Origin of the sequence: Alteromonas sp. OM2203, assembly GCF_048517045.1 — a bacterium.
In the GTDB taxonomy this organism is placed as follows: domain Bacteria; phylum Pseudomonadota; class Gammaproteobacteria; order Enterobacterales; family Alteromonadaceae; genus Alteromonas; species Alteromonas gracilis.
The window spans coordinates 2,715,531-2,730,111 of the sequence record NZ_CP183209.1 but is presented as its reverse complement, the minus strand read 5'-3'; the positions used below and the strand labels follow the sequence as shown (position 1 = coordinate 2,730,111).

Below are 14,581 nucleotides of genomic sequence, written 5' to 3'. Positions count from 1 at the left end.
TGATTTTTAAAGTATGTGACGTTTATATTATTATTTTCATTAAGTGCTTGCTGCGTATACGTATGTATAAGAATTTATACCTTCCTTATACAAAAAGCGGAAAGCAAAAATGGTTAATGAGGGTAACACACACAAATATAAGCTGAGTAAATCGGCTAAAGTGGTAAACGCATTATTAGCAGGTGCGTTATCACTAGGGGCTGTTTCATTTAATGCAACGGCAAACACAATATGGCAAGAAGATTTTGAATCCAGCGAGTTACAAGGTAAGGGCGCAACGGGTGCTATCGAAATAGGTACTAACGTAACTATTGAGAATGTAAATCGCTGGTCTATCGATGTATCGAATGGCCAGTTAACTGCAACTTCAGACTGGTTTCGTGTCGCAAATGGCGCAATGCAAGCCCGTGATGTTGATGGCGAAGTGGTTTGGTTGAGTGAATCAATTGATATCGCTAGTGCGGGTGATGTCACTATCAACGCAGTACTTTCTCAAAGTGGAACATTTGAATCGTCAGACTACATCGATGTGTTTTATTCACTCAATGGCGGCGCTTTTGAGCTTATAACGCTTACCGAAGGGGCTTCCAATACCGTACAAGATGATTTCGGTAGTGCTACGGTAGATGAAACAATCGGGAGTGGAAGTACACTAGTTTTAAAGGTTGCTATGGCTAATAATGCTGGCACTGAATACCTTAATTTAGACAGCATTTCAGTTAGCGGCGCGGGGTCTTCAGATGGTGGAGATCACGACGATGGCACTGATAACGGTGCCGAACCATCCGAAGGGCTTCTTTTCTTAAGCGGTAGTTGTTTTAACTGCCCTGACTTAGAAGCAATCAATTTAGCAAGTGGGTTTGTAGCATCAGATTACTATGCTGCTTTAGATGCAGCTATTGCCAACGGCGAAAGTGCACAAACACTGAAAGAAACGACGCATAATATCATTGAGAATGGTCATCGCACATTATCATATTCTGAAGTATGGACAGCGCTTACCTATACTGATGAAGACCCTGCGAATACCGACAATGTTATTCTTTTTTACAAAGGATTATCGCAAGGGAAGTTTACCAACGGAAGCGGTAGTCAAAGTACTAACCCAGACAATTGGAACCGTGAACATGTTTGGGCAAAAAGTCATGGCTTTTCAAGTTCAAGCTTAACGGCATACACCGATATTCTTCACCTGCGACCCACGGACATTTCCATTAACAGCTCGCGCGGTAACCTTGATTTTGACTTTAGCGATAGCGCACTTGCTGAAGCACCTGCGAACCGCGTTGATAACGATTCTTTTGAGCCACGCGATGCAGTGAAAGGCGACGTTGCTCGCTCAATGCTTTATATGGACGTGCGTTACGACGGCAATATTGCAGGTGACACAGAAGAAGATTTAGTATTGTTAAACCGCTTAACGTCTACTGATGAAGCGGCATTCGGCAAACTTTGTGTTTTGCTTCAGTGGCATGAAAGCGACCCAGTAGATGACTTCGAACGTCGCCGTAATGAACGTGTTTATGAATTCCAAGGTAACCGAAACCCGTTTATTGACAAGCCGGAACTTGCTTCGCTCATCTTTAATGAAAGCTGTGATGGCTCGGGTGGTGACACTGGCGGAGACACTGGTGGTGATAATGGGCCGTCAACCAATAGTGTTTACATCTCAGAGTATATTGAGGGTGGTAGCTTTAACAAAGCGATAGAGCTTTTTAATAGCTCGACTCAACCTGTGAGCTTGTCTGGTTATGAATTAGTTTTACTTTCAAACGGTGATACTGCCGATGCCGACCGCAAAGTGCTAGCGCTTGAAGGCGAGATTCCGGCAGGTGGTGTAGCAACAATCGCGCACGCACAAGCTGACCCATTGCTTACAGCTGGTTCTACAATCAGCAGTTTCGTAATGAACTTCAACGGCGACGATTACGTTGAATTGGTATATAACGGGCAAGTTGTAGATGCTCTGGGTACGTATGGGGTTGATACTGACTGGGGTAAAGACGTTACGCTAGTGCGTAAGAGTTCAGTGACAGGCGGAAATCCTAATCGTAACCCTGCTTTCACCACTGATGAATGGGATAGCTTTCCAAAAGATACGCTTAGTAACTTTGGCGGTCATAACGGTTCAGTAAGCGAACCAACGGACCCTACCGACCCAACTGACCCGACAGATCCTACTGACCCCATCGCTGAAGTAGTGCTTATCAGCGCGATTCAAGGTGACGGCGATGAGTCCGAAATGGTCGGTACCGACGTGATTGTTGAAGCGGTAGTAACAAAAGTAGTGCCTGCTATGAGTGGTTTCTTCGTTCAGGAAGAAGCGAATGATTCAGACGGTAATACGGCAACATCTGAAGGTGTATTTGTTTACGCAGGTTCATTTAGCCTACCTGAGGCAGGCGATGCAGTGCGTATAGCAGGTACAGTAGGTGAGCGCTTTGGTGTAACCCAAGTAGCCTTGTCAGCAGATGTAGAGGTTACTGGTACTGGTAGCAGTGTGCTTTACACACCAATCGCTATGCCGTTTAGCCCAAGTACGAATTTAGAAACCTTTGAAGGTATGCACATTAGTTTTGAGCAAACCCTTAAAGTTTCTGATATCTATAATCTTGGGCGTTATGGTCAGTTCAATGTGTCTTCAGAACGCTTGATGATTCCGACAAACCAATTTGTAGCGGGTTCAGAAGAAGCGCTGGCGTTAGCGGAAACTAATGCGCGAAACACTTTATTGGTTGAGGATGGAGCTACCTCACAGAATTTGGATGGAATCCCTTTCCCTGTTGGTGGCTTATCACATAATAACCCGCTGCGCTTAGGTGACAGTGTAGAAGCCCTTGAAGGTGTATTACATTATGCCTTTGGTGCTTACAACCTTATCCCTGTTGGTGATATCCAAACTGTACGTACTAATCCGCGGATTGCTGCACCACAGTTAAACGCTATTGGTGATGTAAAAGTTGCTAGCTTTAACGTGCTTAACTATTTCAATGGTCCAGACTTTCCAACTTCTCGCGGTGCTGACTCGGAAATTGAATTTGCTCGCCAGCAAGCGAAAACAGTATCTGCCATTGTGGCAATGAATGCAGACGTACTTGGCCTTGTTGAAATCGAAAACGATGGTTATAGCAGCGATTCTGCAATTGCGACATTAGTAGACAGCGTGAACGCTGAACTAGGCAGTGACGAGTACAGCTATGTAGCATTAGAGTCTCAATTAGGCGGAGATGAGATTGCTGTAGGTATTATTTATAAGCCAGCGGTAGTTTCACTTCAGGGTAATCCTGTGACCTCGTCTGAAGCACCGTTTGACTATGGTAATCGCCAACCTTTGCTACAAAGCTTTAGTGTGAACAGCAATGGCGAAGCGTTTACGTTAGCGATAAACCACTTTAAATCAAAAGGGAGCTGTGGCAGTGCTACAGGCAACAACGCCGACTTAGGTGACGGTCAAGGGTGTTGGAACGAACTGCGTACCCAAGCAGCACAAGGTCTAATTTCTCTTGTTGAGCAAAACAGCGACGTGTTGTCTGACCGCGTTATCGTGATGGGCGATTTAAATGCCTATGCGAAAGAAGAGCCTATTCTTGCTCTTGAAGAGGCTGGCTACAGCAATTTAGTCAACTTCTTCGATGGCGACAGCGCTTATTCCTATAGCTTCGGCGGCGAAATAGGTTACCTAGATCACGCCTTATCAAGCCCATCATTAACGGAATATGTGGTGGACGCGACGGTATGGCATATCAATGCAGATGAGCCTCGTGTATTCGACTATAACGTTGAATTTAAATCGGAAACTCAGCTTTCTAGTTACTACGGCGCTGACGCGTATCGTTCGTCAGATCACGACCCAGTAGTGGTAGTGCTTAATTTCCCAGAAGAAGTAACAGTTGGAGATTTCGATGGTGATAACGATGTAGATTACAGCGATATCATGGCCTTCTATCAACTGTTTTTGCAAGGGCAAGCCACGGGTAATAACTACGATTTTAACGGCGACGGCCAAATTAATTTCTTCGATATTCAAGCATTAATGGCGATGTGTACACGCGCTAATTGTGCAATTTAATTTTAGGAAAATAACAATGAAAAAATTCTTTTTACTATTAATGGTTGCAGCAACCTTCAACGCAAATGCAGCACTCATTTCGATTACAACAGATAAAGATACTTATAACGTTGGCGAAACGATTACAGCAACGGTGAGTGCTTCTGGTTTGTCATTAAATGGCGTTCAAACATACTTCTTCGGGTATGACATATCCGTTTTGTTTGATTCTCTGTTTGTAAGTTTAGACCCAACTACAGTTATGGACTTAGGCGCTATTGGGGTGCCACTTTTTGGTCCCTCAAATGATAGTTCAGCTAATTCAGCGTCATTAAGTAGCGCTACTTTTGGCCCTGTGGAGCTTTTTCAAGCTGGCAAAATTGAGGTAGACATTTTCTCTTTTGTTTTAGTTGCGCTAAGTAGCGGAATGGTCGACCTTTCATTTGCTAAGGCTGAATTATCAAATAACATTGGGTTTAACCTTCTCCTCGAGGCCCCCAGAGGCACTAGCTTCGAAATCGCCCAAGTACCTGCACCAGGTACCTTTGCGCTATCACTTCTGGCTTTAGGTGGTATGTTTTTCGCTCGTAAACGTGCGAAATAACAAACCTTAAATGCTAAACGTTTAAGCCCAGCCAAGTGCTGGGCTTTTTTATCTCTTTTGCTATTTACATGCGGCTTTAAATGAACCACACTGAATAAAAATACAATAAGTGCGCACCATGTTAGAAACCATTTCTTTTTCTCAACGCCAACGACTGGCGTATATCGACTTCTGCCTTTTGTTTAAAGGGGCCATTCATCGCCAAGATTTGATAAATCGATTTGAAGTAGGGCTATCAGCGGGCTCCCGCGACTTTACGCTCTACAAAGAACTAGCGCCCGATAACTTAATCTACGATCCAAGGGAAAAGCGTTACTTTCAAACAGAAAGCTTTATTCCGGTGTTCGAGCACGACGCAAAGCGCACCTTGGTAAAACTTGCCAACGACATCTCAGACGGCTTTGATGCTATTGGCGATGTGCATTTCCCTGTAGAAAGTGCGTCTTCGCTAAACGTGCCTGATATTTTTGTAGTGGCGAAAGTAGTGCAGGCTATTGTTAACAACAAGGCGATGAGTGTTATTTATACGTCGTTATCTAGCGGCAGCGGCGCGCGAGAACTGGTACCGCATAGTATTGTTGATAATGGTCAGCGGTGGCATGTTAGAGCGTTCGACAGAAAATCACAGAGCTTTAGAGACTTTGTTTTAACCCGCTTTAGCAAGGTGACAGTGAAAGCGGAACCAGAAGCACATGAATGTATCAAAAACGACAAAGAGTGGGGAAGACTTATCTCGCTCGAAATTGTGCCCCATCCTAAAAATATAAAATATCCTACCGCAATAGAGCTTGATTACGCGATGGAGGAGGGAGTGCTTACCGTAGAGGTACGTGCGGCCATGGCAGGGTACTTGTTAAGGCGTTGGAATGTTGACTGCACTAAGCACGCAAGTTTACGTACTGGTGAATATCAACTTTGGCTCAGAAACCAGCAAAGCCTTGTCAATACTGACAATCTGGCTATTGCACCGGGTTATGTTGTAGAAGAAGAACTGTACACAGTCTAGTAAAAAATTTGTGTGCGCTATGAAACCTGTGAATTAGCCATGCGCGCCGTATCAAACAGCCTCCAAGGTTGGAGTGATATAGTTAATTCGTTAGTTGTTTGGCGTTTGATAACGCTTATCATGAACCAAGGTATTTTCTGATACATAGCAGCAGCGTATCTTTGTCTAACGGCTTGGCTAAAAAGTCATCCATGCCGGCAGCCAAACATTCATCTTTGTCTTCAGCAAAGGCATTGGCGGTTAGCGCAACAATCGGAGTTTTTACCTCTAAGGTTTTACGCAATAATACAGAGGCTTCAATACCGCCCATGATTGGCATGTTACAGTCCATCAATATGAGGTCAAAGTTATGGTTTTTACAAACATTGACCGCGTCGGAGCCGTTTTTTACATGAAGAAAGTTGTACCCCTCATTTTGTAATATCGCTTTCACTATCTCGGCGTTTATTTCATTGTCTTCAGCCAATAATATTCGCTTTTTCTTGTTGATACTAAGCATGTTTTGTTGGTTAATCGGCTGCTTTTCTATTAACTTGGCTAAGTCGTTTTCCAACTCTCGCCTGTTGATAGGCTTTGCGTGAGTCTTCCAAATAAGTGCCTGTATGTCTCCTTCATCTTCTAAGCGCTCTAGCTCAGCAGATATCAGAATAATTTTTGGAAGCGATGCTGGACTCATGGTTTTCAATTGCTTAATCAGATCAGCACCGCTCATTTCTGGCATAGAAAGGTCTAAAATAATTACCTCATAACCAAGTGGGTTATCGTTTAGATAGGCGCTTGCACTTTCGTAGCAAGTTGGTTTAATCGACATTGAGGTAACAACATGTTCAAAATATTCACGGCTTGTTTGTAAATCGTCAATGATTGCACAGCGCAAATTCACATTTGTTTCTATAGCGATTTCAGGTAGGTGTGTTTCTTCAACTTTTAAATGAAACGTAAACGTACTGCCTTGACCAAGAACTGTGCGCACCTCGATATCGCCCCCCATTAGATTGGCAAGCTGCTTAGCAATGCTCAAACCTAACCCAGTGCCACCAAACTCGCGAGTTGTAGATTGGTCTGCTTGTTCAAATTTGCGAAAAATGGTTTTAAGTTTCGGTGAGGCTATACCTATACCCGTGTCAATTATATCGAACGTAAGAAGGTTGCCATCCTCTTGGCTTGCGTAGTCAACCTTAAATGTGACGGAGCCTTGCTCTGTAAACTTTATTGCATTGTTAAGTAAGTTGTGAAGGATTTGCGAAATGCGGGTAATATCGCCTTTGATTACATGAGGGAGAGAGGGATCTTTGACATATTTAAATGCTAAGCCTTTGCGTTGACAATATACCCGCTGAAGCGAGACCACATCATCTAGCACTTGGAGCAGGTCAACTGGCGCTTGTTCAATTTTAATCTTTCCCGCCTCTATTTTGGATATATCCAAAATGTCATTGATAAGTACGAGTAGCTGACGTCCAGCCGTTTTGGCCTTTTTAAGATAGATACCGCTCTTCTCTGGGTTATCAATTGCCAACTCTATCATACCAAACAGGCCGTTCATCGGGGTGCGAAGCTCGTGACTCATGCTAGAAAGAAATTCTGATTTGGCTTGATTAGCTTTTTGCGCTAACTCAGCATTATTTTCTGCTTGCTCTTTTAACGTGGTGAGTTTTTTGAATGAGCGTTTTATTTCAAGTTCCATTGGAAAAAATATACAGGCAGCTTCAACTGTCAGAAGAAAAAGTGCGGCTAGCCACAGGTACATCTCTATTGATAACACCGTTTCTACACGACTGGTTGCATCAAATTCGAACTGATTTACTACGTTATCCAGCTGCTCAAGAAGTGCTGTAAGTTGGTTAACGTCTAATAATTGGGTTGGTTTACATTCGCCGTTTTCTAAAACTTTTTCGGCCTTTGCAACATAGTCATTGACCATTCTATCGAGCTGGCCACTTTTAAAATAAGTATTGAAGGTGACAATGGGAAGCTGCTCTAACGAAATTAAATACTGGTGGTTCTGCTTGAAACGCGTTAATGACTTATTGAGGTAGCGGCGTTCATCACTGTCACCGCATATGTTTGCCGTGCCGACAAGCAGTGCAATACGCTGTGACAGCATACGCTGCTGACCCGCGATATTTATAATTTCTGCATCTTGTTGTTGGTGTTTAATAAGATCAGACAACACCAAAAAAGAAAGAGTGATAAGAGACGCCGTCAGTGCAAGAGCAATGATGTATCGAAATCGTATAGACATAGGAGCATGCGAAGCACAGTGATATTTAAAAGATAATAGATACCAAGTGGTTACGCAATGGGAATTCGAAGGCATATAGCCTTCGTTTTTTAAAGGCTCTTTTTAAATGTTGATGTCGTTCTACATGATGAAATAAATAATTCATAAACTGACTAAGTGGACTATCTTTTCTTAATTGGACATTCAAAAATCCTAAGCGCTGCGCCGCCTCCGTGTAAATTTACTTACCTTTTTCTTTTACTTTCAGGTTGTTGTGTCAAAAATCTTTCATTTTTGAGTCAATAATTTGTCACCCAAGTGTCATAAATCTTATCCACACTCTTTGCCCGCTAAGACCATTTAGCGAGGTGAGATTTTCGCTTGCCTCTAATCAATATAGAAAACAACTATAAGCAAGGAACCGTAATGAAAAGCGAAACTCTTCGTGGAATAAAGTATTCAGCGATTGCACTAGCAGTAACACTTGGAATGTCTGCCTGCTCACTAGAGGGTGATGATGGCGAAGACGGCGTTCAGGGGCCAGTGGGTGAACAAGGTCCAACAGGTGAGCAAGGCCCTTCTGGCGAACAGGGCCCTGTGGGTGAACAGGGACCAGAGGGGACAACAGCAGGTACACTTACTCGAATTGCGACTGTTCCTCTTGGCGCTGAAGTTACCGGTATTTTCTTAACTGATGAAGGCGACCTTTTCTTCAACGTACAGCATCCATCTGGCACTAACGCTGCGACTACTAGCGTAAATGATATGGCTATAAACACAGGTACTGTAGGTGTGCTAGCAGGCGCTAACTTCAATAATCTGCCAGTTACATTACCAAATTCACCTGTACCAAGCTCTGATGAAGAAAAAGAGCTGGTGGTTTCTGCTATTGGTCAATACCAAGTACTTGGTCAAACCGGTGATACTTTCGGTACTGATCTTCCTGAAGGTTTGGGCCACATCTACACACTAGATGGCGAAGAGCTTGTTCTTGAAAACGATATGCCTGACTTTAACGGCTTTATTTCAACTGCCGAAGGCGAAGGGTACCTGTTCTCAAACTGGGAAGAACTACCTGGCGGTATGAGCCGCATGAAAGTAGAAAAAGACGAGTTTGGTATGTGGGAAGTCACAGAAGCAATGATGCTTGATTTCTCTCCAGTATGGGGTACAGCAGCGAACTGCTTTGGTTCAATGTCACCTTGGGGTACGCCTCTTACGTCGGAAGAGTGGGTGGTTAACTCTGCGGTAGACACAACAACGTCTCCTAGCTGGAATAACCCAGAAGCCGTATCTACAGATGCACGCTTAGGTCGCATGTGGCAGATGACAGCACCAGATGCGCCAAACCCTTATAACTATGGCTACATTGCAGAAGTTACAGAGCCATTGGCTGATGAGCCAGTGATTGTTAAGCACTTCACGATGGGCCGTTATGAGCACGAAAATTCAACAGTAATGCCTGATGGAAAAACGGTTTATCTTTCTCAAGATGACACCGGCGGCGTGCTGTTTAAATTTGTCGCTGATACTGCAGAAGACCTATCAGCAGGTACACTTTACGGCGCAAAACTTACCCAGGATGCGGGTCAGAATGATCCTGCGACTACTGGCTTTGCGGTTGAGTGGGTTGAACTTGCTAGTGGCGACAATATGACTATTCGCGCATGGATTGATGAATACAACGGTATTGGCACCGACGGTTACGTAGATGGCCAAAGCTCTTACATCACGATGGCCGACGTTCAAGCGTGGGTGGATGGCGATACAACGTATCCAACAGTGGAAGAGGGCGGTTCAAGCGTAACCGCTGGCCAACCTATGGACGACCGCGTGGCGTTCCTAGAAAGCCGTGCAGCGGCCCGTCTTAAGGGTGCTACCGCAGAATGGAGAAAACTAGAAGGTATCTCTATTAATCAGAAGCGCGCAAAAGAAGCGGTGGAAGGGGTTGATACTATTGAAGGTGAAGTAGTAGAAAATGCTTACCTTTACATTGGCATTGCGGATATCGACAACACTATGGTTGACGGTGAAGGCGACATGCAGCTTTCTGCCCGCGTTAAAGATTGTGGTGGTGTTTATCGCGCGAAGCTCGAAGAAGGCTACAACATTTCTCGTATCGAACCTGTTGTGATGGGCGGTACGTACCGCTCAAGCCTAACAGGCGCAGAGCGTTGTGACGTAGAACAGCTTTCTCAGCCAGATAACGTAGTGGTAATGAACGACGGCCGTATTCTTATCGGTGAAGACGGTTTCCAAGAGAACAACACGCTGTGGATGTATGAGCCAGCAGATAAGTAAGTTTTCTCTTTAATTTAAAATATGCCGGGTGTATTCACACTCGGCTTTTTCCGTTGTGACGAATATGAAAATACTAAAAATAACTTCAGGTGCAGGCATTCTGCTTTCACTACTTGTCAGTGCAGGGTGCACTGAAAGCACAAGTGATGATTTAAACAATCAATCAAATACCGGCATGAGCACAAGTACTCACTCTGCCATCGGGAAAAGGCCTTCATCAGAGCAGACAAACGCCGACAATGTGCACTCTTACCCTTATCAAGAAGGGGACGATATTCCTGCTCTGGCATATATTGAGCATAATGAAGTGTACAACCCTGAATCGGTTATTCCTCCCCAGTGTTACACCAAAACTGAAGGGGTTAACAACCCGTGTTATGCATGTCATCAAAGTTACGATGCAATGGAAAAGCGCCCTAACCAAATGGGTGATGGTACGTTACAGGGCAATTATGAATTTTCCGATGTTGGGTTAACAAATAGCTGGAAGAATCTGTTTTTAGACCGTACTTCGCTTATAGCGGGTATTGACGATGCCACCATTCAAAAATATATAGCGCAAGATAACTACGCCGCATCGCTTAAAACAGACGCAATACCAGATTATATGCGAATAGAGGATTTAAGCGCAGCTGACGAAGCGTTTGATGGCGACGGTTTCGCTAAAGATAACAGCGGATGGGTGTCTTACAACTATAAGCCTTTCCCCAGCACCTTCTGGCCGACTAACGGATCGACTGGTGACGCCATGATCAGGCTTCCTGAAAGCTTTCAAACACTGAATGGCGAATACAATAAGGCCATTTATACATTGAACTTAAGCCTGGTTGAAATGGCAGTCAAAGAGCTAGACACACTAACCGTGGCAACGGTCGATGAATTAGCGCTGAACCTTGATATAAACCAAGACGGTAAGCTTACAAAATCAGTGACTGAAATAGCGCGTTCGTCGCATTATGTTGGCGATGCGAGTGCAATTCCGCTTGCCCATATGCTGTATCCTGAAGGTACCGAATTCTTGCATACGGTACGCTACATTGGCGTGGATGAAGATGGAAATATTTACAATGCGCCGCGTATGAAAGAGGTGCGCTACATGAAAAAACACATGTTCAGAAGCCGCGAAAGCTTAGCCTCTGCCTATTATGCCGAGGCAAAAGATAAACACTTTGAGAAACTGCCTCAAACTCGCTACCTAGGTGAAAAAGGGATAGATAATGGCTTTGGGTGGACGATTAACGGCTTCATCGAAGATGAGCAGGGCGAACTGCGTGCGCAACACGATCAAGAACTAGCATTTTGTAATGGCTGTCATAAAACAGTGGGGTCAACGTTCGATCAAACATTCTCATTCGCCCGTAAAGTACCTGGCAAGGCAGGGTGGGGCTATATTGATTTGCGTGCAATCGAAGATGTACCAAACATTAACGAAGAAACGGGTGAATACTTGACCTATATGGAGCGTGTAGGCGGCGGCGACGAGTTTCGTCAAAACGGCGAAATGCTGGCGAAATGGTTCGACGAAAAAGGCATGGTTAAAACGCAAGATCTGCAGCGCACTAAATCGGTTTACGACATCATCACGCCTTCGCCAGAGCGCGCTTATGCGCTAAATAAAGCGTATTTGACCATAGTTAAAGAACAAAGTTATCTTTTTGGTCGCGATGCGACACTGACAGAGGCAACCAATGTGTTGAGTACTATTGATGCAGCGCAACCGCCGCTAAAGCCTGAACATCGCTTTAAGTGGGACATGCGGCTTGATTGGCAACAAGAAAAACCGAGCGCTATTGCAGCGGCACAATAACGCTCGCCTCATTTGCTAAAATAATGCTCGCGAATTACAACGGGTTCGCGGGCATTATCTCAAATTGAATTGGCTTATATCGAAAATTGTTAAATTCACCGGCAGAACATGCAGTTAAACCTACAATCATATCCATTTTAGCTTCAAATATCGTGTAGTCGCCGGCTTTTGACTTCGGCGGCAAAACAGCAATTTTACCCGTACTGTCTACCTCAACATTCATAAATGTATTGAAGGTTGTGCATACGTGATGCTCTGGAATATCAAACTCAGCGAAAGCGGCAACTAAGTTACCGTGACAACCTGGTACCGGCTCTTCATTGGGGTAGAAGTGTTTGAAGGTATCTACGCTACAAGGCGTTAGTAAAAAATCATGATCCTCTACCTTATCGTCGATAATTTCAAACATGACGTTACTTTGATTAGAATAAAGCAGGCTGCCTTTTTTAAATTTAAGGCTTTCGTTGTAATCTAAACTCCTCCCCGAGGAAATGAACTCATCCTTATCATGCTCATTGAACGCGTAAAGGTCGGCCACTTGTTCCCCTTCAGGGTCAATGACTTTAAGGCGTTCACCTTTCTTGATAGTAAATGCAGTACCGCTTCTTGGCTGTATAGTTTGTCTCATACTGTGCCTTTTATATCTTATGAGTTAGTTTTTACTTGTTTAAAGGGGCATTCCCAGCTTTTTGAATGCTTTTTACCACTGTATTGATAAACTTCAGAACTTTCACCATGGTTAGCTAGCAATGGATTTTTACTGCCGCAGTAGGCGGCGTCACGCTTCCTGATATGATCTCTAAATGCTTCAAACTTCTGTTGTTTACGAAGCAGCTCAAACTGTTCGTGTAAATTAAACACGATTGCGGGATGAGAAAAACGTCGGCTCTTTCTAGAGGCATTTGGGTGCAACCCAATTACGAAAAAGCCCTTCCCGCCAAGACTTAAACTGAATTGAGCACTGTGCGGATCGCTTGATACTTTGCTATCCCAACTTTTTAAGCATGCGTCTACTTCATGAAGACGTTGAAGCTTTTCCCAGAGTACTTTATCAAACTCAGTTTCGGTAATGGTGTCGGGCTGTTCAAATGTAACCACAAGAGAGGAATACATATCACGCTTCAGCATAAATGCTTCTACGAACTTGTGAATTGAAGCCAAGATATCAGGTTCATTACTTTCGCAATAGATATCGTCAAATTGCAGAACGTGTATTTGCTTCTTAGTTAGCGCCGATTTAGCACCTACACAGGGGAAGTCCCCTTCCCCTATAAATGATAAAAAACGATGTGTTAGATCGGGTTTTATTAAAGACATTCCATATCTCCCTAAATTAAACATTACCGCTCATTTCTTATAAAGAAATTAAGCCGTGCTGCTTAAATGCTCTTGGCTTTTAGCTGGCGAATGAAAAGACGTGAATTCAAATCCGGCAGTCGACGGGGTAGGGGTTGAGGCGCTCGTATCCGTGTTGCTCGGGTCATCTTCCTGCTTGGGCAACTGAATAACCTTTAATCCATTTTCTTCGTAGTTTAAATCGATAAAGCCTTTCTCCGCATAAGCGGTGAGTACTTCAGTGCAAGGGTAGAAGCCCCATTTAGCGTGGAAGCGCTGAGCATTATGAACAAAATCTAATAAGTGATTGACGGGGCACTGGTAATTAGGGCGCTGTGGCGCAAAAGTGCGGGTAGGTAACTGCTCTAATGAATAGCCTAATGCTCTGCAGTTGGTAAAAAAGTCTTCGTCATTTAGTCCGAAACCCGCGTAGCCTTCATCGAAGCCGCCGGTTTTCTGAAAGTCTGCCTTACGAATAAAAAACACTGTAGAACAAACACTATCGTCACTAAACTTTCCATGATTAATTTCCTGATCTCTTGAGGGTATTTCGTTGTTATCTTCTTTGGGTAGCGTGTCGTCATTACTCGCTAAATAACCAATCTGTTGCTCGCACTTTGAAATGTCCGAATACGGTTTCTCACATCGCTCACTAGGCAAGAAAACAACGGAAGTAAAAATTACCGCGTTGTCTTTCAGTGCAAGTAAGCCATCTTTAAACAGTGATGGGGACACCACCGCATCAACATTTAAGTAAGCAAGGTTTGCGTGTTTCGCGGCTTGCATTCCTTTGTTTCTCGCCTTCGCGATAGGAAGTTCGCCTTGGGTCGTAAACTTGTGCACGATGTCGAATTTGTCGCTTTTTATCAGAGAAAGACCTGATGGTGGTGCCATCCATACGATGACAAGCTCGTCTGGTGTTGGAGAGCATTGCTCGAGTTGATCGATAAGGTGAATCAATTTCTCAGTTCTATTTTTAACAATAGTTACTGCACTTATTGGTGAACGCATACTCAACCTCCTTTGCCTAGCCCTATAATGCTTAACGCTTGCGACGGTGCACCTTGCACGTTGTATTTGTGTGAAAGCAAAGAACGTTCCTTTTCTTTAAGGTTTTGAATTTGATGGGGTATTTTTGTTTTTGGTGCCTTGCTAAGCACCAAGTTTTACGGGAGATAACGAAAGAGGTGCCCGATAAAGGAAAATTTTACATACCTATTGTATTCAGTGTTCTTTATTCTTAGCGCTTTTTTAGA

9 protein-coding genes are annotated in these 14,581 nt (G+C 43.9%); 5 read left to right on the top strand and 4 right to left on the bottom strand.

Going from position 1 to position 14,581, the window contains the following annotated elements; all coding sequences use genetic code 11:
- Positions 1 to 109 precede the first annotated feature (109 nt).
- The 3 genes from ACM0P2_RS12185 (at position 110) to ACM0P2_RS12175 (ending at position 5,658) form a co-directional block, all read left to right on the top strand.
- Positions 110 to 4,069 carry an ExeM/NucH family extracellular endonuclease gene (locus ACM0P2_RS12185; RefSeq protein WP_419226646.1) on the top strand — a complete coding sequence of 1,320 codons (3,960 nt, stop codon included), beginning with the start codon at positions 110 to 112 and terminating at the stop codon, positions 4,067 to 4,069.
- A gap of 16 nt (positions 4,070 to 4,085) precedes the next feature.
- Entirely contained in the window at positions 4,086 to 4,652 is a 567-nt protein-coding gene (locus tag ACM0P2_RS12180) for a PEP-CTERM sorting domain-containing protein (RefSeq protein ID WP_159117617.1), read from the top strand.
- Between the two features lie 118 nt (positions 4,653 to 4,770).
- Complete coding sequence (locus ACM0P2_RS12175; protein ID WP_419226645.1) at positions 4,771 to 5,658, top strand: WYL domain-containing protein; 888 nt, start codon at positions 4,771 to 4,773, stop codon at positions 5,656 to 5,658.
- Between the two features lie 118 nt (positions 5,659 to 5,776).
- On the opposite strand, the gene ACM0P2_RS12170 is transcribed toward ACM0P2_RS12175, so the two are convergent.
- The gene (locus ACM0P2_RS12170) at positions 5,777 to 7,903 is read right to left on the bottom strand and encodes a response regulator (protein ID WP_159117619.1); all 2,127 of its coding nucleotides are present in this window, start codon (positions 7,901 to 7,903) and stop codon (positions 5,777 to 5,779) included.
- 405 nt (positions 7,904 to 8,308) lie between these two features.
- Between ACM0P2_RS12170 and ACM0P2_RS12165 the strand changes: the two genes are divergently transcribed.
- Positions 8,309 to 10,183, top strand: coding sequence for an alkaline phosphatase PhoX (locus tag ACM0P2_RS12165; RefSeq protein WP_173359941.1), 1,875 nt, complete (start codon positions 8,309 to 8,311; stop codon positions 10,181 to 10,183).
- A gap of 64 nt (positions 10,184 to 10,247) precedes the next feature.
- Complete coding sequence (locus ACM0P2_RS12160; protein ID WP_419226644.1) at positions 10,248 to 11,990, top strand: hypothetical protein; 1,743 nt, start codon at positions 10,248 to 10,250, stop codon at positions 11,988 to 11,990.
- Between the two features lie 34 nt (positions 11,991 to 12,024).
- On the opposite strand, the gene ACM0P2_RS12155 is transcribed toward ACM0P2_RS12160, so the two are convergent.
- The 3 genes from ACM0P2_RS12155 to ACM0P2_RS12145 are packed head-to-tail and all read right to left on the bottom strand — an operon-like array spanning position 12,025 to position 14,336.
- Complete coding sequence (locus ACM0P2_RS12155) at positions 12,025 to 12,618, bottom strand: DUF1989 domain-containing protein (protein ID WP_419226643.1); 594 nt, start codon at positions 12,616 to 12,618, stop codon at positions 12,025 to 12,027.
- Between the two features lie 17 nt (positions 12,619 to 12,635).
- Positions 12,636 to 13,307 carry a guanitoxin biosynthesis heme-dependent pre-guanitoxin N-hydroxylase GntA gene (gene gntA / locus ACM0P2_RS12150; RefSeq protein ID WP_159117623.1) on the bottom strand — a complete coding sequence of 224 codons (672 nt, stop codon included), beginning with the start codon at positions 13,305 to 13,307 and terminating at the stop codon, positions 12,636 to 12,638.
- Positions 13,308 to 13,355: 48 nt separating this feature from the next.
- The gene (locus tag ACM0P2_RS12145) at positions 13,356 to 14,336 is read right to left on the bottom strand and encodes a glycosyltransferase family 2 protein (protein WP_159117624.1); all 981 of its coding nucleotides are present in this window, start codon (positions 14,334 to 14,336) and stop codon (positions 13,356 to 13,358) included.
- Positions 14,337 to 14,581: the final 245 nt, after the last annotated feature.